The sequence below is a fragment of the Kitasatospora sp. NPDC023118 genome (genome assembly GCF_055560875.1).
The window spans coordinates 1-22,232 of sequence record NZ_JBVHHW010000035.1 but is presented as its reverse complement, the minus strand read 5'-3'; the positions used below and the strand labels follow the sequence as shown (position 1 = coordinate 22,232).

General features: G+C 71.1%; 21 protein-coding genes and 1 rRNA gene. 6 read left to right on the top strand and 16 right to left on the bottom strand.

Features of this window, described 5'->3' with window-relative positions; translation table 11 throughout:
* Nucleotides 1–34 precede the first annotated feature (34 nt).
* From ACZ3UD_RS32090 to ACZ3UD_RS32070, 5 genes are all read right to left on the bottom strand, one after another.
* A complete protein-coding gene (locus tag ACZ3UD_RS32090; protein ID WP_465595649.1) occupies nt 35–1,384 on the bottom strand; it encodes an ATP-binding protein in 1,350 nt (449 codons plus the stop codon).
* Between the two features lie 66 nt (nt 1,385–1,450).
* On the bottom strand, nt 1,451–3,040 hold the full coding sequence (locus ACZ3UD_RS32085) for an SCO6880 family protein (protein WP_465595645.1): 1,590 nt from the start codon (nt 3,038–3,040) through the stop codon (nt 1,451–1,453).
* Between the two features lie 7 nt (nt 3,041–3,047).
* The gene (locus ACZ3UD_RS32080; protein ID WP_465595643.1) at nt 3,048–4,325 is read right to left on the bottom strand and encodes a hypothetical protein; all 1,278 of its coding nucleotides are present in this window, start codon (nt 4,323–4,325) and stop codon (nt 3,048–3,050) included.
* Entirely contained in the window at nt 4,315–5,133 is an 819-nt protein-coding gene (locus ACZ3UD_RS32075; RefSeq protein ID WP_465595641.1) for a hypothetical protein, read from the bottom strand. The genes ACZ3UD_RS32080 and ACZ3UD_RS32075 overlap by 11 nt, the downstream gene beginning before the upstream one ends.
* Before the next feature lie 167 nt (nt 5,134–5,300).
* Nucleotides 5,301–5,651, bottom strand: coding sequence for a hypothetical protein (locus ACZ3UD_RS32070; RefSeq protein ID WP_465595638.1), 351 nt, complete (start codon nt 5,649–5,651; stop codon nt 5,301–5,303).
* 248 nt (nt 5,652–5,899) lie between these two features.
* Here ACZ3UD_RS32070 and ACZ3UD_RS32065 point away from each other — a divergent pair, with 248 nt between their 5' ends.
* Both ACZ3UD_RS32065 and ACZ3UD_RS32060 read left to right on the top strand, forming a co-directional pair.
* Entirely contained in the window at nt 5,900–7,024 is a 1,125-nt protein-coding gene (locus ACZ3UD_RS32065; RefSeq protein ID WP_465595635.1) for a C40 family peptidase, read from the top strand.
* Between the two features lie 179 nt (nt 7,025–7,203).
* Complete coding sequence (locus ACZ3UD_RS32060) at nt 7,204–7,923, top strand: phosphatase PAP2 family protein (RefSeq protein ID WP_465595632.1); 720 nt, start codon at nt 7,204–7,206, stop codon at nt 7,921–7,923.
* An 82-nt stretch (nt 7,924–8,005) separates the two neighbouring features.
* Here the strand turns inward: ACZ3UD_RS32060 and ACZ3UD_RS32055 are convergent, their stop codons facing one another.
* On the bottom strand, nt 8,006–8,200 hold the full coding sequence (locus ACZ3UD_RS32055; RefSeq protein ID WP_465595629.1) for a hypothetical protein: 195 nt from the start codon (nt 8,198–8,200) through the stop codon (nt 8,006–8,008).
* A gap of 161 nt (nt 8,201–8,361) precedes the next feature.
* On the opposite strand from ACZ3UD_RS32055, the gene ACZ3UD_RS32050 reads away from it, so the two are divergent.
* A complete protein-coding gene (locus ACZ3UD_RS32050) occupies nt 8,362–9,261 on the top strand; it encodes an SCO4651 family lipoprotein (protein WP_465595626.1) in 900 nt (299 codons plus the stop codon).
* A gap of 220 nt (nt 9,262–9,481) precedes the next feature.
* On the top strand, nt 9,482–9,682 hold the full coding sequence (locus ACZ3UD_RS32045; RefSeq protein WP_465595623.1) for a hypothetical protein: 201 nt from the start codon (nt 9,482–9,484) through the stop codon (nt 9,680–9,682).
* A 22-nt stretch (nt 9,683–9,704) separates the two neighbouring features.
* Here ACZ3UD_RS32045 and ACZ3UD_RS32040 read toward each other — a convergent pair whose 3' ends face one another.
* Nucleotides 9,705–10,097, bottom strand: coding sequence for a metal-sensitive transcriptional regulator (locus ACZ3UD_RS32040; protein ID WP_387624893.1), 393 nt, complete (start codon nt 10,095–10,097; stop codon nt 9,705–9,707).
* Nucleotides 10,098–10,454: 357 nt separating this feature from the next.
* Between ACZ3UD_RS32040 and ACZ3UD_RS32035 the strand changes: the two genes are divergently transcribed.
* Nucleotides 10,455–11,075 carry a DUF47 domain-containing protein gene (locus ACZ3UD_RS32035; protein WP_031064133.1) on the top strand — a complete coding sequence of 207 codons (621 nt, stop codon included), beginning with the start codon at nt 10,455–10,457 and terminating at the stop codon, nt 11,073–11,075.
* 5 nt (nt 11,076–11,080) lie between these two features.
* A complete protein-coding gene (locus ACZ3UD_RS32030; RefSeq protein WP_465595619.1) occupies nt 11,081–12,076 on the top strand; it encodes an inorganic phosphate transporter in 996 nt (331 codons plus the stop codon).
* 221 nt (nt 12,077–12,297) lie between these two features.
* Here ACZ3UD_RS32030 and pstB read toward each other — a convergent pair whose 3' ends face one another.
* The 9 genes from pstB to rrf all read right to left on the bottom strand — a co-directional run.
* Nucleotides 12,298–13,074 (bottom strand): phosphate ABC transporter ATP-binding protein PstB, encoded by a 777-nt coding sequence (gene pstB, locus ACZ3UD_RS32025; protein WP_465595616.1) that lies wholly within the window; start codon nt 13,072–13,074, stop codon nt 12,298–12,300.
* 43 nt (nt 13,075–13,117) lie between these two features.
* Nucleotides 13,118–14,191, bottom strand: coding sequence for a phosphate ABC transporter permease PstA (gene pstA / locus ACZ3UD_RS32020; RefSeq protein WP_465595613.1), 1,074 nt, complete (start codon nt 14,189–14,191; stop codon nt 13,118–13,120).
* On the bottom strand, nt 14,188–15,165 hold the full coding sequence (gene pstC / locus ACZ3UD_RS32015; RefSeq protein WP_465595610.1) for a phosphate ABC transporter permease subunit PstC: 978 nt from the start codon (nt 15,163–15,165) through the stop codon (nt 14,188–14,190). Before pstC ends, pstA begins: the two co-directional genes overlap by 4 nt.
* Nucleotides 15,166–15,317: 152 nt before the next feature.
* Entirely contained in the window at nt 15,318–16,454 is a 1,137-nt protein-coding gene (gene pstS, locus ACZ3UD_RS32010) for a phosphate ABC transporter substrate-binding protein PstS (protein WP_465595607.1), read from the bottom strand.
* Between the two features lie 225 nt (nt 16,455–16,679).
* Complete coding sequence (locus ACZ3UD_RS32005) at nt 16,680–17,258, bottom strand: NUDIX hydrolase (RefSeq protein WP_465595604.1); 579 nt, start codon at nt 17,256–17,258, stop codon at nt 16,680–16,682.
* A 58-nt stretch (nt 17,259–17,316) separates the two neighbouring features.
* Complete coding sequence (locus ACZ3UD_RS32000; protein WP_465595601.1) at nt 17,317–18,405, bottom strand: CHAD domain-containing protein; 1,089 nt, start codon at nt 18,403–18,405, stop codon at nt 17,317–17,319.
* 121 nt (nt 18,406–18,526) lie between these two features.
* Entirely contained in the window at nt 18,527–20,884 is a 2,358-nt protein-coding gene (locus ACZ3UD_RS31995; RefSeq protein ID WP_465595598.1) for an RNA degradosome polyphosphate kinase, read from the bottom strand.
* A 186-nt stretch (nt 20,885–21,070) separates the two neighbouring features.
* Nucleotides 21,071–22,069 carry a mycothiol synthase gene (mshD, locus tag ACZ3UD_RS31990; RefSeq protein WP_465595595.1) on the bottom strand — a complete coding sequence of 333 codons (999 nt, stop codon included), beginning with the start codon at nt 22,067–22,069 and terminating at the stop codon, nt 21,071–21,073.
* Between the two features lie 72 nt (nt 22,070–22,141).
* Nucleotides 22,142–22,232, bottom strand: a 5S ribosomal RNA gene (gene rrf, locus ACZ3UD_RS31985); the annotation flags it as partial.

Here is a 22,232-nt window from a genome sequence, read left to right as displayed (position 1 = left end):
GAAGCCGCCCCCGGCCCCCCGGCCGGGGCGCCGCTCACACCCCCGGCTCGGCCGCCAACTGCCGCTCGGCCCGCACCCGTTCGGCCACCGCGTCCTCGGTCATCGCGCGGTCGGTGTACACCAGCGGCCGCTCGGTCTCGGTGATGATGTGCTTGACCACCTGGACGTTGCCGTTGACGTCCCAGACCGCGATGCCGGGCGAGAGGGTCGGGATGATCTCCACCGCCCAGCGCGGCAGACCCAGCACCCGGCCGGTGGCCCGCGCCTCCTCGGCCTTCTGCATGTAGATCGTCCGGGTGGAGGCCATCTTCAGGATCGCCGAGGCCTCCTTGGCCGCGGCGCCGTCCACCACGTCCGACAGGTGGTGGACCACCGCGACGAAGGACAGGCCGAGCCGGCGGCCGAACTTCAGCAGCCGCTGGAACAGCTGGGCCACGAACGGGCTGTTGATGATGTGCCAGGCCTCCTCGACCAGGAAGATGCGCTTCTTCCGGTCCGGCCGGATCCACGTGTGCTCCAGCCACACCCCGACGATCGCCATCAGGATCGGCATCGCGATCGAGTTGCGGTCGATGTGCGAGAGGTCGAAGACGATCAGCGGCGCGTCCAGGTCGATGCCCTCGGTGGTCGACCCGTCGAACATGCCGCGCAGGTCACCGTCGACCAGCCGGTCCAGCACCAGCGCCACGTCCAGGCCCCAGGACTGCACCTCGTCCACCGCCACGCCCAGCGACTCCACCGACGACAGGTCGGGGTTGCGCAGGGTGTCGATGATGTCGTCCAGCACCGGCTGACGATCCTTCACCGAGGCCACCACATGGGCGTGCGCGGCCTTCAGCGCGAACCCGGCCCGCTCCTCCAGACCGCGCCCCATCGCCACCTCGACGATGGTGCGCAGCAACGACAGCTGGCCGGTCTGGGTGATCGCCGGGTCCAGCGGATTGAGTTTCACCCCGCCGTCCCGGGCCGCCATCGGGTCCAGCCGGATCGACTTTATGCCCAGCGCGTTGGCGATCAGGTTCCACTCGCCGACGCCGTCCTCGCCCTGCGCGTCGAGCACCACGATCTGCCGGTCGCGGAACCTCAACTGCCGCAGCACGTAGGTCTTCTCCAGCGCCGACTTGCCGTTGCCGGACTCGCCCAGCACCAGCCAGTGCGGGGCCGGAAGCTGCTGCCCGTACAGCTGGAAGGGGTCGTACACGTACCCCTTGCCGCTGTACACCTCGCGCCCGATGATCACGCCCGAGTCGCCCAACCCCGGCGCGGCGGTGGGCAGGTAGACCGCCTGCGCCTGGCCGGTGGAGGTGCGCACCGGCAGCCGGGTGGTCTCCACCTTGCCGAACATCAGGCTGGTGAACGCGTCGGTGAGGTTGCCGATCGCCATGGGCGGCCTCCTGGTGCCAGCGGTAGGGGTGGACGGTCGCGGTACGGGTGGGGACGGGCGCCGCGGTCAGCGGCGGATGCCGGTGGCGAACGGCAGGGTGTTGACGAAGGCCCGGTGGTGCTCGCGGTCGCACCACTCCAGCTTGAGGTAGCTCTTGCCGGCCGAGGCCCGGATGGTCCGCTTGTCGCGGGCCAGCGCCTCGGGGTTGCGCGAGGAGACCGTGATGTAGCCGACCAGGTTCACCCCGGCCGCGCCGGAGGCCAGGTCGTCACCGCGCTGGTCCACCCGGCCTGTGTGGGCCAGGTCACGCGGGTCGACCGTGCGGTTCATCTTGGCCGCGCGGCTGGCCTCCGCCTCGTCGTTGGTCTTCTCGGTCAGCATCCGCTCGATAGCGACGTCGGTGGGCTCCAGGTCCATCGTCACCGCGACCGTGCGGATCACGTCCGGGGTGTGCACCAGCAGCGGCGCCAGGAAGTTGACGCCCACCGGAGTGAGCGGCCACTCCTTGATCCACGCGGTGGCGTGGCACCACGGCTCCCGGGTCGCCGACTCGCGGGTCTTCGCACTCAGGTACTGCGGGTGGGTCGCGTCCAGCTCGGCTGGCCAGGCGTTGCGCCGGGACATCGCCTGGATGTGGTCGATCGGGTGGTCCGGGTCGTACATCGAGTGCAGCAGCGAGGAGAGCCGGGCCTGCCCCAGCGGCTGGCGCACCCGGATGTCGGCCTCGGCCAGCCGGGCGCAGATGTCGGTCAGCTCGCGGGCCATCACGGCCGCCAGCCCGTCGTCGTCCCGGGACGGGCCGCCGGCGGCACGCTTCTCATAGGCACTGCGCCCCATCGCGTGCGCCTCGGCGGCCAGGTCGCGGGTGTAGTGCATGCAGGCCACCAGGTACGCCCGGTGCTGCTCCGAGGAGGTCGACACCATCGACTGCAGCTGGTCGTACGACTCCTTCAGCCAGCGCGGGGCGTCGTGGTCGCCGCGCCGCTCCACGTCCTTGGCGTGCGCGTCCGGGTCGGCCGGCAGGGTACGGGCCAGGATCTGCAGCCGGGTCACGAAGCCGTCCCCGTTGGCGACGTGCTTCAGCAGCGTGCCGAAGCGGTCGACCAGCGCCTCCTGGTCCTCCGAGTCGCGCAGGCCCACGCCCGGGCCCTCGATCTCGATCGCGGCCGTCACCGTCCGCCGCTCCAGGTGCATCAGCACCCCGACCTCGTCCGGCCCGAACGGCGCGGTCAGCCAGCGCAGCCGCCCCACCCCGGGCGGCGGACCGATCTCCACCTCGCGGCCGTCCATCCGGGTGCCCGCGTCCATCGCGTCCGACCGCCACAGCCCGCGCCCGCTGCGGGTCGTCCGACGGTAGGTGCGGTTGATCTCCACCCACCTGTAGAACGTCCGCTTGCGGTACGGCACGTAGACCGCCGCGATGGCCAGCAGGGGCAGGCCGATCAGACCGGCGATCCGCAGCGGCAGGATCGGCATCAAGAGGCCCCAGAGCATCCCGAGGAACGCCCCGAAGATGATCAGTATGATCTCGCCGGACTCCCGGTTCCGGCCGATCACCGCATTCGGGCGGGCCTTGCCGATCAGGTAGGTGCGGCGCTGGTGCACGTACGGCTGGGCGTACTGGGCACCGTACTGGCCGAGTGGTTCGCTGCTCACTTACCCGTCACCCTCCCTTCGCTGGATTGCTGTCGCGGATCGGAACCGGGGCCTGCGGCGGCCCGGCCTGCGGCGGTGGGGCCGGCGTCCGGCCGGCGTGCGCGGCGATGCCCGGCGCGACCGAACCGCCGCCCGCACCCCCGCCACCCGAGCCGGCCGCCTGTGGACCGCGGTCGCCGTGGGTGGTGATGCCCTGCTTCATCAGGTTCGCGGTGCCGTTGATCATCGCCGAGCCGGCCTGCACCGCGCTGGCCCGGGCCCGACGCATGTTCAGCATCTCGTCACCGAAGGACGGGACGAAGCGGTACACCGCGGCGCTCGCGAAGATCGACAGGAACAGGATCGCCAACCCGGACAGCACCCGGGAGAAGTCGTCGTTGGCCCCGGCGCCGGTCGCCACCGCGCCCGCCAGGCCCAGGATGATCACGATGATCGGCTTCGCCAGGTCCACCGCCAGCATCATCCCCGCCCACCGGCGCACGTGCTTCCACAACTGCCGGTCCACCAGCCCCGCGTACACCGCCGTCCCCAGCAGCGCGCCCACGTAGAGCATCGCCGCCCGGATCACCAGCTCGATCCAGAGCACCGCCGCCGCCAGCACCGCGACCAGCGACACCATGACCAGGATCAGCGGGCCGCCGCCGACGTCCCCCTTCTCCAGGGTGTCGGCGAACCCGCCCAGGTACGTCCCGGTGTCCGACTTCGTCCCGACCGCGATCGCCTTGGTCAGCCCGTCCGTCACGCTCACCACGGTGAACAGGATCAGCGGCGTGAACGCGGAGGCCACCACGGTCAGCCACAGGAAGCCGATCGCCTCCGAGATCGCCGTCGTCAGCGGCGCCCCCCGCACCGCCCGCTTGGTCACCGCCAGCAGCCACAGCACCAGCGTGATCACCGTCGACACCGCGAACACCACGGCGTACTGCTGCAGGAACGACGCATTGGTGAAGTCCACCTGCGTCGTCCCGTCGATCGCCCCCGACAGCTTCCGCACCACCCAGGCCGCCGCCTGGGCGCAGCCCTTGGCGAGCGAGCCGAGCGGATCGGTCACGTTGTTGACGGTGCCGCTCCCGGGGATGACGACCGCTCCGTTGGGAGCGCATCCGGCATCGCTGCCCGGGATCGGAAGATCGACTTTCTGGCAGGTGGGCGTGGCGGTCGGCGACGGCTCGGCGAACACCCGCTGGGCCGCCAGCATCGCCGCCACCTGGATCGTGGCCAACAAACCGGCCACCGCGCCCGCGCGGCGTGCGGTGGAACGGCGTGTGGTCTGGTCAACGGGCATAGCGGAACCCCCCGAACTGCTGGACGGCGCCGGTGATCTCCTCGGCGGTGGCGGCCTGCTGGTCTCCGGGCATCGGCGCGGGGCCCTGCCTGCTGGCGAAATCGGTGAGCTTCCAGTCGCTGCCCGCCCAGTGGAGCGAGAGCGTGAGGGTGAACCAGTTCGCGGTCACCGGCTGGGCGGAGTGTTCGCCGGCCAGGCCGGTGAGGCCGGTGCACCACACCTCGACCTTGGCGTCCGCGTCGTTGTAGCCCGTCGACTTGGTGCCGACCGGGACGGTGCGGCTGACGAACGTGAGGCCCTTGGGGGCCCGGCCCTGGGCGTCGAGGCCGTAGCGGGCCGCCGTCTCCGGCGAGAAGCCCTGGTCCAGCCGGCTCTGCAGCGCGCCCACCGCTCCCGGGTCGGCGATCGTGGCGATGATGCCGTGGCGGCTGTCGGCGCGGAACATGTCCGCGGAGCCGACCGCCACCGCGTAGTTGGTGGCGGCGGACTGGGCGCCCTGTTCGGTGTGCGGGAAGCCGGAGGCGATGCCGTTGACGGTGGTGCCGACGGGCTGGTCGCCGCTGGGGGCCGGGCCGGCGCCGGCGGGGGCGCTGGGGGCGGCGCGGTCGGCGGAGCCGCCGCTGCTGCTGCCGGGGTCGGACTTGCCACGGTTGGCGATGGAGATGGCCACCACGAGCAGGGTGACGACCACGAGGACGGTCAGCAGGGCGCGCAGCGGGCGTGACTGACCGAGGGTCGGCGGGGAGGAGGGCTGTTCGCCGACCGGCAGCCGCGTACGGGTGTGCGGCTGGTCGTCGGACAACGGCACGGCGGCCCTCCTGGTGCGGGGAGCCGGGGCGGCTCCGGGGGCCCTCCGTCCGGGAGCGGGCGCGGACGGCGGGTGGGAACGGGGGTGGACTCCTGGGCGGGTCGGCCACTGGGGAGGTGCGGGTGGGAACCTGTCCTCAGGCGGGCCGGGTCACTGCAGTCTGATCGTCAGACCGCCATGCCGTAGACAATGGTGAACAGAGTGCCGAGTGATCCAATGATGAACACGCCGGTCAGCCCGGCAATGATCAGCCCCTTGCCCTGTTCGGCGCCGAAGCTGTCACGCATCGCCGTCGCACCGATCCGCTGTTTGGCGGCACCCCAGACCGCGATGCCGAGGCAGACGAGGATGGCGACGGCCATGATGACCTCGACCATCACCCGGGCCTCCGACCCGAGGCTCGCGAACGGCCCCCAGTCCGGGGCGATTCCGCCGATGATGGTGTCGATACTCGGCTTCTTGGGTGGGTCCTCGGCCAGGTGGCCGACCGCATAGGTGTGCACGCTGCTCAGGTTCATTTCCATCTCACCGCCCGATCAGGCAAATTCAAGGGCCCTGACCCCGCCCGCGCGAAGGGTCGGTGCCTATTCTTGGCCAGATCTGATGTCGACTTGGCTACTTCTCGCGGATTGGTCGTGAGGCACCGGACACGTACGCGAGGATGTCCACCGTACGAAGGATAGCGCTCACTCTTTGTATCTCTGATGATTGCGGTGAGCAACGCCTTCCGGGACACTTCGACTGACGATTCGTCGGGATGGTGCTGATGGTACTCCGGAAGGCCGGTACGGCCGCCGCCGCTGCGGGAGTTGTCGCGTTCGGGTTCATCGGTCTGGTGACGATGGGAACCTATGCGGCGAGTGGGACGCCGCAGCAGTCGGCGAATCGTTCCGTCCTCTCTCCGGGAACCGTTCCGACCGCCTACCAGGACGCGATCCAGAAGTGGGGATCGTTCTGCCCGGAGATCTCCCCGCCGATGCTCGCGGCGCAGCTGTACCAGGAAAGCGGTTTCGACCCCAAGGCACAATCCGGCGTCGGGGCGCAGGGAATGGCGCAGTTCATGCCGGACACCTGGCCGGTGTACGCCACGGACGGTGACGGAGACGGCAAGAAGGACGTCTGGAACCCGTACGACGCGATCGCCACGGCGGCGGTCTACGACTGCGCGCTCGCCAAGGACGTCGCCGGTGTACCGGGCGACCCGCAGGCCAACATGCTGGCCGCCTACAACGCTGGCCCGTACGCGGTGACGAAGAACAGGGGCATTCCGCCGTACAAGGAGACCCAGGGCTACGTGCGGAACATCCAGGCGATGGCCCGCAGTTTCACCGCGCCGACCGCGCCGGTGGAGGTGTCCGCGCAGTCGGCGGCCGCGATCTACTTCGCGCAGACCAAGCTCGGTACGCCGTACATGTGGGGCGGTGAGGGACTGCCCTCGCAGAACGGGCAGTTCGACTGCTCCGGGCTCACCCAGGCCGCGTACGCCAGCGTGGGCATCACCCTGCCCCGGGTGGCCAACGACCAGTGGTACGCCGGTCCGCACCCGTCGCGCGATCAGCTGCGGCCGGGGGACCTGGTGTTCTTCGCTACGGACCTGGGCGATCCGCGCAGCATCCACCACGTCGGGATCTACGTCGGCGGCGGCTACATGATCAACGCGCCGCACACCAATGCGGTGATCCGCTACGACAAGATCGACACCAGGGAGTACATCGGCGCGACTCGGGTCACCTCGGACGGCGCCCAGGCGCTGCCGACCCGCAACAACAGCGGCGCGGTCAACGCCCCGAGCCGCCCCGGCACGACGGCCCCGTCGGCGCCCGCCGCCGCCCCGGCCGTCGCCGCCCCGCCCGCGCCGGCCGGTCCGGGCCGACCCGTCGGGGGCGGGTGAGCCGACCGTCGATCTGTGTGTGCCCTGTGGACGCTGAGTCAAGTTTCCATAACCGCGCGTTTCCGTGGAACGCTGTGCCCCGGCGATGACGTTGGATCCGGTGGCCCCTCGTCAGCTTTCCGCGCCGGGCGGGCCCCGGCCGGAACGATCAGCTGCTGCGGACCAGAAGGAGGTGCGGCGTGTCGACGCCGCTTGCCGACACGACCAACCCCGACCTCGGCCTGCTCTACGCCGTCAACGGCCTGGCCAGGCGCTCTCCGCAGTGGCTGGACCACCTGGTCTCCTGGGTGGGCGAGTACGGCATCCTGATCGGCCTCGCCATGCTCGGGCTGGTGGCCTGGCTGCAGGCCAGGCGCCGGGTGGACGCGCCGGTGGCGATCGCGGGCCTGCTCTGGGTGCCGCTCTCGGTGGCCGTCGCCGAGCTCGCCAACCTGCCGATCGCCGCGATCGTGAACCGGCCGCGGCCCTTCGTCGACCATCCCGGGCTGCTGGTGCTGGTGGACGGCAAGGCCGGCACCCACTCCTTCGTCAGCGACCACTCGACCATGACGATGGCCGTCGCGGTGGCGCTGTTCCTGGTGAACCGGAAGCTGGGCTGGATCGCCGGGGGCCTGGCCCTGCTGCAGGGCTTCTGCCGGATGTTCATGGGCGTCCACTACCCGACCGACGTGATCGGCGGCTTCGCGCTCGCCGTGGCCGTGGTGCTTCTGCTGGCGCCGATCGCGATGGCGCTGCTGGTCCCGTTCTGCCACGCGCTGAGCCGTACGGCCGTCGCCCCGCTAATCCGGGCGCCGGAGCGCGGCGGCTCGACCCGCGGCGCGGCCCCGCGCGGCCGTCGGCGCGGTCGCGGGGCGGTGCGTGCCGAGGAGCAGCCGCCGGAGTCGGACCTCGCGGCCTGAGCGTCCGACAGGGGCCGCGGGAGCCTGCCAGGGCCCGCCGGAACCCACCGGAGCCCGTCGCGGGGAAGCGGCCCGGTCCGGTCTAGTCCGGCTCGCCGCCGTCGTACTCGGCGAGGTGTCCGGCCCCCTCCCGGCGGGCCAGGTCGCGCGAGCGGCGGGCCGCGGAGTACCAGCCGCAGCTGCAGGTCGCGAAGGCGAAGGAGCCGCGTTCGCTGACCGCGACCCGGTGCTCGGGCATCCGGGTGGTGCCGGGGGACGCCGGCAGCTCACTGTGCACGTGGTTCACCGTAACGCGCCGGGCAGCCGCGCGCGACGCGCGGGCTCCGCCGGCCCCCGTAACCCTTCGCGGCTCAACTCGTTTGCCCGGAAAGAGCTCTGCCCACCCGGTGGTGTCCCGGCAGGGCAGTCGGGCCCGAGGGGGTTGTCGCGAGGATGAAGATGACCGACCAGCAGCGAACCGGGCGGCCAGCGCGCCGTCCTGCGCCGTACCTGCGCTCGGCGGCCGGGGCCGCCCTGCTCGCCGCCGTCCTGGCCGCGGGGGCCGCCGGGTGCTCGGGCCACTCCGGCGGCGGCTCCTCGGACCAGGGGGCGAGCGTCCCCGACCAGCTGGCCGCCGACCCGCTGACGGCGGTGCGCAACGCCGCCGACATCACCGGACGCACCGGTTCCGCGCACACCGCCACCGAGCTGCTCACCGAGTCCGTGGACAAGAAGGCCTCCTTCAGCGGGAGCGGCGGCTACGACTACGTGAAGCGGATCGGCCGGCTGGAGGTCCAGGTGCCCCCGGGCGCGGCGACCACCGGGAAGATCGTCGAGGTGGTCCTGCCGGGCACCGTCTACCTGCAGAACAGCGGCGCCAAGGTGCCCGCGGGCAAGTGGGTCAAGCTGGACGTGCGTCAGCTGCCGGACGGCAACCTGGTCAGCAGCGGCGCCACCGACCCGGCCTCGGCGGCGGGTGCGCTGCGCGGAGTGCAGAAGGCGGACCTGGTCGGCACCGAGAGCGTCGACGGGGCCTCGCTGCACCACTACCGGGGCACCCTGGACCTGGCGAAGGCGGCCGACGCGACGGGCGGCCGGGGCGGCGACGGCCTGCGGATGGGCGGGCAGACCTTCACCGTCAAGGAGGTCCCGTACGACGCCTGGCTGGACGACCAGGGCCGGCTGCACAAGGTGGTCGAGGTGTTCACCTTCGCCGGGGTGGCCGGCTCGAAGGAGGCCAAGGACCAGGTGAAGGTGACCTCGACGACCTCGCTGTCGGACTTCGGCAAGCCGATCGAGGCGGCCGAGCCGCCGGCCTCGGACATCTACCAGATGAAGCCCTCGGAGAGCCCGAAGTAGGGCGTGTCCGACACGCCCTGGGTCCCCGCCGGGGCAGTGCTCCGGCTGCGGGGCGAGACGGGGCGCCGCCGGAGCGGGTGGCCGTCCGGGGAGCGACGGCCACCCGTTTCGGCGGCGCCGAGATGGCCCGTCCGTGCCATGTGGACGGGCCCCGGAGTGCCTAGGCTGGACGTCGGGTGGCTGCCGCCCGGGCTGGCGAGGCACTGAAGGGGTGGTGCAGGTGGTGTCGTCCACGGGCGGCCGCAGCGGTGGCCACGACGACGCGGCCCTCGACGAGATCGAGCTGGCCGGCGAGCTGATGATCGCCGCGACGGCCAGCAGCGGTGACCGGCTGCCGACCGAGCGGATCGACGAGGTGCTGCTGGACCGGGTGGACCCGGGCCAGGGCCAGCGGGAGGGAAGCCAGCGGGAGGGCGACTAGCGGACGGCCGGGGGCCGGCGGCTCAGCTGCGCAGCAGTCGGCCGATCGCGGCCGAGGCCTCCGCGACCTTGGCGTCCAGCTCGACGCCGCCCTGCTCGGCGGCCGCGGCGACGCAGTGCCGCAGGTGCTCCTCCAGCAGCGAGAGCGCGAAGGACTGCAGGGCCTTGGTGCTGGCCGAGACCTGGGTGAGCACGTCGATGCAGTAGACGTCCTCGTCGACCATGCGCTGGAGGCCGCGGATCTGCCCCTCGATCCGGCGCAGCCGCTTGAGGTGGGCGTCCTTCTGCGCGCTGTAGCCGTGCGGGCCGTGCCCGCCGTGATGTCCTGCGGCGGCCGCGGGTACGGCGGGGGTTCCGGCCTGGGGGTCGGTCCCGTGCGCGTGGTCCGGCTCGGTGCGCGCTTGCGTCGTGGTCATCGGCCCGCCTTCGTCTCTGTGCCTGGTGGCTGCGTCGGCCACCAGTGTCCAACACCGGGGCCTTCCATGGTGTTCCGACGGCCCACCCGGCATGTGCCGAAGCGCCTGGTACGGGCCGTCGCGCGGTTCACCCGTCTGAGCGGCGCCCCGGTCCCGTGCGCGCAGGGCGGGGGCAATCCGGGCGAGGTTCCGTCAGACTGATGCTCATGTCCGCACGCGGCCTGCGGTCCGGGGCGGCCGGTGCGGCAGCCGAACGGAAGGGGAGGTTCCGCCTCCTTCCCCGCCACCCCGTTTGCGCGATTGCGCTTGGTTGCACCTAGCATCGTTCAGTCCCTACCCCGCACATCGGAGATTTCCGTGCGTTTTAGCCTGACCCCGAAGGAGACGAGCTTCTACGACATGTTCGCCGCCGCCGCGGAGAACCTGGTCGTCGGCTCGAAGCTCCTGCTGGAACTGCTGGGATCAGACGTGTCGGCCCGCGCGGAGATCGTCGAGCGCATGCGCGCCGCCGAGCACGCCGGGGACGACACCACCCATGCGGTGTTCCACCAGTTGAACTCCTCCTTCATCACGCCCTTCGACCGCGAGGACATCTACAGCCTGGCCTCGTCGCTGGACGACATCATGGACTTCATGGAGGAGGCCGTCGACCTGGTCGTCCTCTATGACATCCAGACCCTGCCGAAGGGCATCGAGCAGCAGATCGAGGTGCTGGCCCGGGCCGCCGAGCTGACCGCCGAGGCGATGCCGAACCTGCGCAGCATGTCGAACCTCACCGAGTACTGGATCGAGGTCAACCGGCTGGAGAACCAGGCCGACCAGATCCACCGCAAGCTGCTCGCCCACCTGTTCTCCGGCCAGTACGACGCCATCGAGGTGCTCAAGCTCAAGCAGATCGTGGACGTCCTTGAGGAGGCGGCGGACGCGTTCGAGCACGTCGCCAACACGGTGGAGACCATCGCGGTCAAGGAGTCCTGACCCTCGTGGACATGGCAGCACTCATCGCCGTCATCGGTGTTGCGTTCTTCTTCACGTACACCAACGGCTTCCACGACTCGGCCAACGCGATCGCCACGTCGGTCTCCACCCGGGCGCTCACCCCCAGGGCCGCGCTCGCGATGGCCGCGGTGATGAACCTGGCCGGCGCCTTCCTGGGCAGCGGGGTGGCGCACACCGTCTCCAAGGGGATCATCGAGACCCCCACCGGCAACCAGGGGATGGCGATCCTGTTCGCCGCCCTGGTCGGCGCGATCGCCTGGAACCTGACCACCTGGTACTTCGGCCTGCCGTCCTCCTCCTCGCACGCGCTGTTCGGCGGCATGGTGGGCGCGGCGCTGGCCGGCGGGATCGGCGTGATCTGGAGCGGGGTCCTCGACAAGATCGTCATCCCGATGATCGTCTCGCCGGTGGTCGGCCTGATCGGCGGCTTCCTGGTGATGCTGGCGATCCTGTGGATCTTCCGCCGGGCCAACCCGCACCGCGCCAAGCGCAACTTCCGGGTCGCCCAGACCGCCTCGGCCGCCGCGATGGCGCTGGCGCACGGCCTGCAGGACGCGCAGAAGACCATGGGCATCGTGGTCATGGCACTCACCATCTCCGGTCACCAGACCACCGGCGACATCCCGGTCTGGGTGAAGATCTCCTGCGCGACCATGCTCTCGCTGGGCACCTACGCGGGCGGCTGGCGGATCATGCGGACCCTCGGCCGCAAGATCATCGAGCTGGACCCGCCGCAGGGCTTCGCGGCCGAGGCCACCTCCTCGGCGATCATGTACATCACGTCGTTCGTCTTCAAGGCGCCGATCTCCACCACCCACGTCATCACCGCGGCGATCATGGGTGCGGGGGCCACCAAGCGGATCCGCGCGGTGCGCTGGGGCGTCGCGAAGAACATCGTGCTCGGCTGGTTCATCACGATGCCGGCGGCCGCCATCGTCGCAGCGCTGATGTACTGGTTCGTGCACCTGTTCTGGGGCTGATCCCCGGACGGCCGCCGACGAGCGGGCGACCCCCCGCCCCGAGCCGCGACGGAGCGACGAAGGAGCGACCGAGCGCCGACCGTCGGCACCGGGCCAGAGCGCCCCGGAGGCGAGCGGGCGACCAACACAGCAGGGCCCGCCCCCACATCTCGGGGGCGGGCCCTCCTTCATGCCCCGCGGCGGCACCGCCATGCAGCACCGCAGGACAGCTGGGATCCGGCTTAGCCGAAGCGGCCGGAGATGTAGTCCTCGGTCGCCTGGACCGACGGGTTGGAGAAGATCCGCTGGGTGTCGTCCAGCTCGATCAGCTTGCCCGGCTGGCCGATGCCCGCCAGGTTGAAGAAGGCGGTGCGGTCGCTGACGCGGGCCGCCTGCTGCATGTTGTGGGTCACGATGACGATGGTGAACTGCGACTTCAGCTCGCCGATCAGGTCCTCGATGGCGAGGGTGGAGATCGGGTCGAGCGCGGAGCAGGGCTCGTCCATCAGCAGGACCTGCGGCTCGACCGCGATCGCGCGGGCGATGCACAGACGCTGCTGCTGACCGCCGGAGAGGCCGGCGCCCGGCTTGTTCAGCCGGGTGTGGACTTCCTTCCAGAGGTTGGCGCCCTTCAGCGAGCGCTCCACCACCTCGTCCAGGACGGACTTCTTGCGCACGCCGGCGAGCTTGAGCCCGGCGACCACGTTGTCGTAGATCGACATGGTCGGGAACGGGTTCGGACGCTGGAAGACCATGCCGACCGAGCGGCGTACGGCGACCGGGTCGACGTTGGCGCCGTAGAGGTTCTCGTCGTCCAGGAGGACCTTGCCCTCGACCCGGGCGCCGGGGATCACCTCGTGCATCCGGTTGAGGGTGCGCAGGAAGGTGGACTTGCCGCAGCCGGAGGGGCCGATGAAGGCGGTCACCGAGCGGGGTTCGATGCTCATCGAGATGTCCTCGATGGCCATGGTGGTGCCGTAGTAGGCCGACAGTCCGCTGACGTCGATGCGCTTGGCCATGATCGTTGCTTCTCTCGTCTGTCTTCGTACGTCAGTGGGTCGGTCAGTGTCCGCCCTTGGGCGAACGCCAGCGTGCGATGCCCCGGGCGATGAGGTTGAGCCCCATCACGAAGGCGATCAGCACCAGCGCGGCACCCCAGGCACGGGCGTAGCCGTTGTCGTTGTTGACCACCGAGTACTGCTGCCAGATGTACATCGGCAGGGACTGCTGCGGTCCGTCGAACGGGTTGGTGTTGATGGCGTCGGCGCCGAACACCAGCATCATCACCGGGGCGGTCTCACCCGTGATGCGGGCGACCGCGAGCATCACACCGGTGGTGATGCCACCGATCGCGGTGGGGAGGACGATCCGCAGGATGGTCTTCCACTTCGGCACGCCGAGTGCGTACGAGGCCTCGCGCAGCTCGTTCGGGACGAGCTTGAGCATCTCCTCGGTGGACCGGACCACGACCGGGATCATCAGGATCGCCAGCGCGAGGCTGCCCGAGAAGCCGGAGTAGTCGAAGCCCAGCGCGAGGTTCCAGACCGAGAGGACGAACAGACCGGCGACGATGGACGGGATGCCCGTCATGACGTCGACGAAGAAGGTGACGGCCTTGGCGAGCCGGCCGCGGCCGTACTCGACCAGGTAGACGGCGGTCAGCAGACCGAGCGGGGCGGCCATCGCGGTGGCCAGGCCGACCTGCTGCAGGGTACCGATCAGCGCGTGGTAGATGCCGCCGCCGGGGCCGGTCTGGATCACGCCCTTCATCGAGTGGCTCAGGAAGTTCCCGTCCACCACGTCGATGCCCTGCTGGACCGTGTAGACGGTCAGCGAGACGAGCGGGACGACGGCCAGGATGAAGGCGACCCAGACCACCGAGGTGGCGAGCCGGTCCTTGGCCTGGCGGCGGCCCTCGACCTGGGCCGAGATCAGGTAGCTGGCCACCATGAAGAGCAGGGCCGAGATCAGACCCCACTGCAGGTGGCTCTCCAGCCCGCCGACGGCGCCGATCCCGCAGCCGACGGCGATCGAGCCGACGGCGACGACGGGCGGGGCCCACTTGGGCAGCCGGTTGGCGGTCAGCGTCCGGCTGACCGGCCGGGCGTCCGCGGGGACGGTCGTTGCGGTGGTCATGCGTTGGCCCCCGAGTACTCCTTGCGGCGGGCGATGATCAGTCGCGCGGCACCGTTCACCAGCAGGGTGATGACGAACAGGACGAGGCCGGAGGCCATCAGCGCGTTGCGGCCGTTGTCGCCCGCCTCGGCGAACTTCAGCGCGATGTTCTGCGCGAAGGTGCCGCCGCCCGCGTCGAGGATGTGCAGCGACAGGACGTTGTTGGCGGAGAGCACCACGGCGACCGCGATGGTCTCACCGAGCGCGCGGCCGAGGCCGAGCATCGAGGCCGAGATGATGCCGGGGCGGCCGAACGGCAGCACCGCGGTGCGGATCATCTCCCAGCGGGTCGCGCCGAGCGCGAGCGCCGCCTCCTCGTGCATCCGCGGCACCTGGCGGAACACCTCGCGGGAGACCGCGGTGATGATCGGCAGGACCATGATCGCCAGCAGGATGCCGACGGTGAACAGGTTGCGCGGGGTGCCGGTCTTGGTCTGGTCGAAGATGTACGTCCAGCCCAGGTACTGGTTCAGCCAGCTGGTCAGACCGTCCATGTGCGGGACCAGGAAGAGCGCGCCCCAGAGGCCGTAGACGATGCTGGGGACGGCGGCGAGCAGGTCGACCAGGTAGGCGAACGGCTGGGCGATCCGCCTCGGCGCGTAGTGCGAGATGAACAGCGCGATCCCGATGGCCACCGGAACGGCGATCACCATCGCGATGAGGGCGCTGACGATGGTGCCGAAGGCCAGGACGGCGATGCCGAAGACCGGCTTCGGGGCGTCCGGCGTCCACTCGAAGGTGGTGAAGAAGTTGCCGTCGTTCTTGCTGAGGGCCAGGCCCGAGCGCCAGGCCAGGAAGCCGGCGATCGCGGCCATGATGACCAGCAGCAGGATGCCCGCGCCGCGGGCGAGGTTCATGAAAATCTTGTCGCCGACGCGGCTGTCACGCGGTCGGCGTTCCCTGCCTCGCGGGGCGGCAGGGGAGGATGAAGTCATTGGTCTACTCCGGTCTGGTGGTGCCGCCCCGGAAGGGGGACGGCACCATGGCGGCGGTGCCCCGGACGTTGGTGCTGAGTCGTTGGTGCGTTCCGGTGGGACGGCCCCGGCCCCCTCGCTCACGGGGCCGTCCCACCGGTGGTCCTGTCGGGTCAGGCCAGGGCCGCGACGGCGGTCTTGACCTTGTCGCCGATGGCGGCCGGCATCGGGACGTAGCCCTTGTCGCCTATGGCCTTCTGGGCGCCGTCGCTGATGGTGTAGGTCAGGAACGACTTGAGGGTGTCGAGGGTCTCGGCCTTGTTGCCCTTGTCGCAGGCGATCTCGTAGGTCACCAGGACGATCGGGTAGGCGTTGTCGGCCTTGGTGCCGTAGTCCAGGGAGAGGGCGAGGTCGCCGTCGGCGCCCGAGACGGTGGAGGTCGAGAGGGTGAGCGCGGCGTTGGCGGCGGTCGCCTCGACGGGCTGAGCGGCACCGGTGGAGATCTTGGCGCTCTTCAGGTTGTTGATCTGGGCGAAGGACAGCTCGGCGTAGCCGATCGAGTTCTTGACCTGCTTGATCTGGGCGGAGACACCGGCGCTGCCGTTGGCGGACTGGCCGCCCTTGCCCTTCCACGCCTTGTTCGGCTCCGCGCTCCAGGCTCCACCGGAGGTCTTGGCGAAGTAGGAGGTCAGGTTGTAGGTGGTGCCGGAGTCGTCCGAGCGGTGGAACGACTGGATCTCGGCGTCCGGAAGCTTGGCGCCCGGGTTCAGGGCGGCGATCGCCGGGTCGTTCCACTTGGTGATCTGCGAGTCGAAGATCTTGGCGGCGGTCGGGCCGTCCAGGACCAGGTTGTCGACACCGTCGACGTTGTAGACCAGCGAGACCAGGCCGGCGACCATCGGCAGGTCGACGGCCTTGCCGCCGGTGCAGACGGCCTTGGAGGCGTCGACGTCGGCGGGCTTCAGCGCGAAGTCGGAGCCCGCGAAGGCGACCTTGCCCTGGTTGAACTGCTGGACACCGGCGCCGGAGCCGCCGCCGCTGTAGTTGACGGTGCTGCCGGAGCAGGCGGCGCCGAAGTTGGCCTTCCACACGTCGATCGCGTTGGCCTGCGCGGTCGAACCGGCGCCGAGCAGCGTGCCGGCCTTGCCACAGTTGACCGCGGAGGCCGCGGTGGAGCCGCCGCTGGAGCCACCGGACGCCTTGGTGGTGCTGTTGTCGTCCGAACCGCAGGCGGCGAGCGACAGCGAGCTGACGAGCGCCATGGCACCGATGGCGAGGGCCTTGGAGCGGCCGTTCCGCTGGAGCTTCACAGGGGTGTCCCTTTCTGTGGCATTGCCCGTCGCAGGCCGTACGGACACGGCCGAGGGCGGGTTTTGCTGTGGTCCGGGGCCCGTGCGGCCCTCCGGTAGACCCGAAGTTAGGCCGGGTAGGTGACACGACAGCCGGTCGCAAGTGAACGGGGAGTGAACCTCGAACGGATGACAGGAAACTACGTCACGTAGTAACGGTTGCGTCACGGCAAGGGCGCGGGTAGATCACTTCCACCGTTCCTTCACCGCTGGCTCCCCGCTCATCCGTACGGGCCTCGCGCCCAGGATCTCCAGCAGGGCGTCGATCAGCAACCGGTCGCGGTCGTGGGTCAGCCGGGCGCGGGCCTTCCCGGCCGGCAGCCACTCCAGCCGGTCCACCTCCCGGTTCGGGCGGAAGGACCCGCTGGTCGGCACCGCCGCCCAGTACCGGACCTCTTTCGGACGGCCCTGCGCCAGGTAGTGCTGGGTGGGCAGCTCCGGACCGAGCAGGCAGCGGAAGCCGGTCTCCTCCCACACCTCGCGCAGCGCCGCCCCGACCACCCCCTCGCCCAGGTCGAGCTTGCCCTTCGGCAGGCTCCAGTCGTCGTACTTCGGACGGTGGATCACCGCGATCCGCGGCCGCCCCAGCCTGCCGCTCGGCTTCGGCCGGCCGGGCAGCCAGAGCACCGCGCCCGCCGCCAGGATCACCGGGGCACGGCCCGCCCCGGTCGCGCGGGTGTCCGCTGCCCGCCCGGTGCTCGGGCTCGGTACGGGGCTCGGGCTCGGCACGGTGCTCGGGCTCGGCACGGTGCTCGGGCTCGGCACGGTGCTCGGGCTCGGTACGGTGCTCGGGCTCGGTACGGGGCTCAGGCGATCACGCAATTCAGGCCGTCCGTGGTGCGGGGGAATTCCCCCAGCCCTCGGCAGGGGGGACCTCCAGCCAGCCGTCCAGGCCGGGTGGGAGGTCGGGCCACCGGCGGCCGACGGCGTACCGCGCCGCCTCCACCTCCAGCCGCTGATCAGCATGCACCACGCCCAGCACGTACGCGGTCGCGGGGGTGATCCGCGGGGTGCGCGCCGCGGTGGCGGCGGTCACCGCGGCGTCCGCCGCCTCCTGGTGCCGGCCCAGCACCGCGTCCAGCTCGTCCAGCTCGGAGGACGGACGGCCGCACACCTCCAGCGCGTACCGGGCCCGCTTCACCAGGATCCTCAGCCGGGACCAGGGCGCGTCGTCGGCCGCCAGGGCCGCGTCCGCGTCGGCCGCGCCGCGCACCGACGGCACCGCGCCCAGCCGGCGCAGCCCGTCCCCGCCGTACGGCGTCGCGGCCCGCTGCAGCGGCAGCTGCTGGGCGCACGCCGACAGCGCGGTGAACGCGGCGGCCGCCTGCGGCAGCAGCACCGCCGACGCCCGGCCACCGGCCGTCTCCAGCAGCGGCGCCTCACCGACCAGCAGGGTCATCCGGTCCGCCAGCGCGTGCAGCCGGGCCGAGCGGAGCTCCTGCAGCACCGTGGAGTGCGCCCTGGTCCGGGCCAGGGTCAGCTGCCGGTCCAGCAGCGCCCGCGCCTTGGGCGCGCCCGCGTGCCCGGCCAGCATGCCGGTGCCCTCCTGGTCACTGCCGCTCAGCGAGTCCAGCGCGCCCAGCAGCCGGGCCGAGCGGCGGACGTAGCCGGGCTCCAGTGCCAACAGGTTGAGCAGCCAGCGCAGTTCGGTGCGCGACTCCTGCGCCCAGGCCTGCTCGAAGACCGCGCCGAAGGTGTGCAGCAGCCCGCCTACCCGCCGGACGGCCCGCAGCAGGTCGGCGGTACCTGCCGCCGGGACGGCCGCGGCCGAACCCGGTCTGGCGCCGACCTCGCCCACCGCGAGCGGCAAGGCGCGCAGGAATGCTCCGGCCTGGGCGGTGAGCTGGCGGGAAAGGATGTCCCCGGCGGTCGCGGTGGAGGCCGCCTGGGCCGTCATCGGCGCATCGGTCATGGCGTGGTAGATCCCCGTTCCCCCGGGGCCGTCCCTCGGGGCTGGTGGCCGACCGCCGGAGCAGGTCCCCTCGGGGCCCGGAAGGCCCGAACTGCTCCGGCGGCTCGCATCAGTGGACGCGTCAGCGCGAGGTGGCGGCCCGGCGGCGTTGACGCGAGTCGATGAGCAGGTCCTGGACGTGCCTCAGCGGCCGGCCCTCGGCGTCCTGCGAGCGGCGGGTCCAGACACCGTCCGGTCCCAGGTGCCAGGACTCGGTCTCGTCCGACACCCCGAGATCGATCAGCCCGGACAGCTCGGCGCGGTGCGCCGGGTCGGTGATCCGCATGAGCGCCTCGATCCGGCGGTCCAGGTTGCGGTGCATCATGTCGGCGCTGCCGATCCAGACCTCCTGATCGCCGTTGTTGGCGAACACGAAGATCCGGGAGTGCTCCAGGAAGCGGCCCAGGATGCTGCGGACCCGGATGTTCTCGCTCAGCCCCGGCACACCGGGGCGGATCGCGCAGATGCCGCGCACCCAGACGTCCACCGGCACCCCGGCCTGCGAGGCCCGGTACAGCGCGTCGATCACGGCCTCGTCGACGATCGAGTTGGCCTTGATCTTCACGTACGCGGGCCGGCCCGCCCGGTGGTGGGCTATCTCGTTGTGGATCCGCGAGACCAGCCCGTCCCGCAGGCCGCGCGGGGCGGTCAGCAGGCGGCGGTAGGACTCGCGGCGCGAGTAGCCGGACAGCCGGTTGAACAGGTCCGAGAGGTCCGCGCCGACCTGCGGGTCGGAGGTGAGCAGGCCGAGGTCCTCGTACAGCCGGGCCGTCTTCGGGTGGTAGTTGCCGGTGCCGACGTGCGAGTAGCGGCGCAGGGTGTCGCCCTCCTGGCGGACCACCAGCGACAGCTTGCAGTGGGTCTTCAGCCCGACCAGGCCGTAGACCACGTGGCAGCCGGCCTCCTCCAGCTTGCGGGCCCACTTGATGTTGGCCTGCTCGTCGAAGCGCGCCTTGATCTCGACCAGGACCAGCACCTGCTTGCCGGACTCGGCCGCGTCGATCAGCGCGTCCACGATCGGCGAGTCACCCGAGGTGCGGTACAGGGTCTGCTTGATCGCCAGCACGTCCGGGTCGGCGGCCGCCTGCTCCAGGAAGGCCTGCACCGAGGTGGAGAAGCTGTCGTACGGGTGGTGCAGCAGGACGTCGCGCTCGCGCATCGCGGCGAAGATGTCCGGCTGCGAGGCCGACTCGACGTCCGTCAGCCCGCGGGCCGTACCGGCCACGAACTTCGGGTACTTGAGCTCCGGGCGGTCCAGCTCGGCGATCCCGAACAGCCCGGTCAGGTCCAGCGGCCCGGGCAGCGGGAAGACCTCCGCCTCGGTGATGTTCAGCTCCCGCACCAGCAGATCCAGGATGTAGGGGTCGATCGACTCCTCGACCTCCAGCCGGACCGGCGGGCCGAAGCGCCGCCGCATCAGCTCCTTCTCCAGGGCCTTGAGGATGTTCTCGGTGTCGTCCTCCTCCACCTCCAGGTCCTCGTTGCGGGTGACGCGGAAGGCGTGGTGGGCCAGCACCTCCATCCCCGGGAAGAGCTCCTCCAGGTGCGCACCCATGACGTCCTCCAGCGGGACGTACCGCTGGGGCGAGGCCTCCAGGAAACGGGCCAGCGACTGCGGCACCTTGACGCGCGCGAAGTGCTTGTGCCCGGACACCGGGTTGCGGACGACCACGGCCAGGTTGAGCGAGAGCCCCGATATGTACGGGAAGGGGTGCGCCGGGTCGACGGCCAGCGGTGTCAGGACCGGGAAGATCTTCTGCCGGAACAGGGTGTGCAGCCGGGCCTGCTCCTTCTCGGCCAGCTCCGGCCAGCGGACCACCTCGATGCCCTCGGCGGCCAGATCCGGCAGCACCTCCTGCTGGAAGGCGGCGGCGTGCCGGGCCATCAGCTCGCGCGAGCGGGTCCAGATCAGGTCCAGCACCTCGCGCGGCTGGAGGCCGGAGGCGCTGCGCTGGGCGACGCCCGTGGCGATCCGGCGCTTCAGCCCGGCCACCCGGACCATGAAGAACTCGTCCAGGTTGCTGGCGAAGATCGCCAGGAACTTCGCCCGTTCGAGGAGCGGGATCCCCGGGTCCTCGGCGAGCTCCAGGACGCGCTCGTTGAACGCGAGCCAGCTGCGTTCGCGGTCCAGGAAGCGCCCCTGCGGCAAGGCTTCCGACTCCTGCTCGTCCGTGGTCGACAGCTCCGGCGGAACCCCCAGCGCACCGGACATCCGGGCCGTCGGCGACAGCGGGGCAGAGACGGGGCGGGGGATGCTCATGGGCTCCAGCTCCTCCAGCAGCAGGACGGCGTCCGGACGCGAATGGCTCTGCGGGCCGTCGTTCTCGCCCCGGGCGGCGGCGGCCTCCGGGGACAGTGCCCAGCCACCGGGCGCGGTCCGTACAGGACCGGCCGGCGAATGGCGGTCGACTCTGCACGAGCGAGACACTACGGACTTCATCCTGTGATCTTCGCGGCAGCAATTGAATCCACGGTAAACACCGCATGACCAGGAGGAAAGCTGAGTCGGTCGGGGCAAGGGGCGGTGCCGTTTTCCACCCGTCGCCCGTGACCGCTCGGTACGGCCCGGCCGTCCGGTCGCTGCGGCCGGGTCGTCCGGATGGGACGGCCCGGCCGCACCGGGCGGCTAGGCCCGCCGGTTCGCCTGGTACTGGGCTCGGTACATGAGGTCCACCTCGTGAACGGTGAATCCCAGTCGTTCATATACCCGCACGGCGGCCGGATTGTCGGCGTCGACGTAGAGAAGGACGGTTTCCAGTCCACGCTCGCCGGCTCCGGAGCCGGTCAGGTGACGCAGGCCGGCCGCGGTCAGCGCGCGGCCGAGTCCGCTGCCCTGCTCGGCCGGGTCCACCCCGACCACGTACACCTCGCCGAGCTCCGGCTCGGTGGCGGTGGCCGGGTGCACCTTGGTCCAGTGGAAGCCGACCGCCTTGCCGTCGCGGGTGGCCAGGAAGAAGCCGGCCGGGTCGAACCAGGGCTCGGCGAGGCGCTCGGCCAGGTCCTGCTCGGTCCAGGAACCCTGCTCCGGGTGGTGGGCGAAGGCCAGGGCGTTCAGCCGCAGCCACTCGGCGTCGTCCTCGCCCGGGCGGAAGGTGCGGAGCTCGATGCCCTCGGGGACGGGCACGGCCTCGGTCTGCGCGCCGGTGCGGCGCATCTGCCGCAGCTCGCGGACCAGCTCGGCGCCGTACGCGCCGGCCAGGTGCCGGGCCGCCGGGTGGCCGCCGTGTACCCAGAAGTCCACCGCGTCGCGGCCCGCCCGGTGGGCCTCCGCGAGGACGGCGTCCACCAGCGGACGGGCCAGACCGCGGCCTCGGGCGGCCGGGTCGACCACCAGCTCGGCGGCGGGGTTGGCGGTCGGGTTCTCCGGGACTTCGAGCTGGCCGTAGGCGAGGACGGCTGCGTTCTCGGACGCGGCCTCGGACTCGGCCTCGGAATGGGACTCGGACTCGATGAAGTGGGTGACGCCCGGGCGGGGCGTCTCGGCGTTCCGCAGCCGGAGCCGGCCCTGCTCGGACACGGCGGCCCGGCCGTCCACCGCCTGGGCCTCCGCCAGAACACGCAGGGCGCCGTCGCGCTGCCCGGGGCGGAGCACCTTGTTCGCAATGACCGCTGTCTGATCGTCCATGCACTGACGATACGTCAACGGAAATGCGAAAAGCCCCTGATCCGAATGGATCAGGGGCTTTTCTGAAAAATTGTTCGGCGGCGTCCTACTCTCCCACAGGGTCCCCCCTGCAGTACCATCGGCGCTGTGAGGCTTAGCTTCCGGGTTCGGAATGTAACCGGGC

What these genes read in the sequence shown, in the direction of transcription:
- mshD (WP_465595595.1), bottom strand. Translation starts at nt 22,069, where the DNA reads ATGGACGATCAGACAGCGGTCATTGCGAACAAGGTGCTCCGCCCCGGG.
- ACZ3UD_RS32070 (WP_465595638.1), bottom strand. Translation starts at nt 5,651, where the DNA reads ATGAACCTGAGCAGCGTGCACACCTATGCGGTCGGCCACCTGGCCGAG.
- ACZ3UD_RS32050 (WP_465595626.1), top strand. Translation starts at nt 8,362, where the DNA reads ATGACCGACCAGCAGCGAACCGGGCGGCCAGCGCGCCGTCCTGCGCCG.
- ACZ3UD_RS32090 (WP_465595649.1), bottom strand. Translation starts at nt 1,384, where the DNA reads ATGGCGATCGGCAACCTCACCGACGCGTTCACCAGCCTGATGTTCGGC.
- ACZ3UD_RS32065 (WP_465595635.1), top strand. Translation starts at nt 5,900, where the DNA reads ATGGTACTCCGGAAGGCCGGTACGGCCGCCGCCGCTGCGGGAGTTGTC.
- pstC (WP_465595610.1), bottom strand. Translation starts at nt 15,165, where the DNA reads ATGACTTCATCCTCCCCTGCCGCCCCGCGAGGCAGGGAACGCCGACCG.
- pstA (WP_465595613.1), bottom strand. Translation starts at nt 14,191, where the DNA reads ATGACCACCGCAACGACCGTCCCCGCGGACGCCCGGCCGGTCAGCCGG.
- ACZ3UD_RS31995 (WP_465595598.1), bottom strand. Translation starts at nt 20,884, where the DNA reads ATGAAGTCCGTAGTGTCTCGCTCGTGCAGAGTCGACCGCCATTCGCCG.
- pstB (WP_465595616.1), bottom strand. Translation starts at nt 13,074, where the DNA reads ATGGCCAAGCGCATCGACGTCAGCGGACTGTCGGCCTACTACGGCACC.
- ACZ3UD_RS32000 (WP_465595601.1), bottom strand. Translation starts at nt 18,405, where the DNA reads ATGACCGATGCGCCGATGACGGCCCAGGCGGCCTCCACCGCGACCGCC.
- ACZ3UD_RS32080 (WP_465595643.1), bottom strand. Translation starts at nt 4,325, where the DNA reads ATGCCCGTTGACCAGACCACACGCCGTTCCACCGCACGCCGCGCGGGC.
- ACZ3UD_RS32040 (WP_387624893.1), bottom strand. Translation starts at nt 10,097, where the DNA reads ATGACCACGACGCAAGCGCGCACCGAGCCGGACCACGCGCACGGGACC.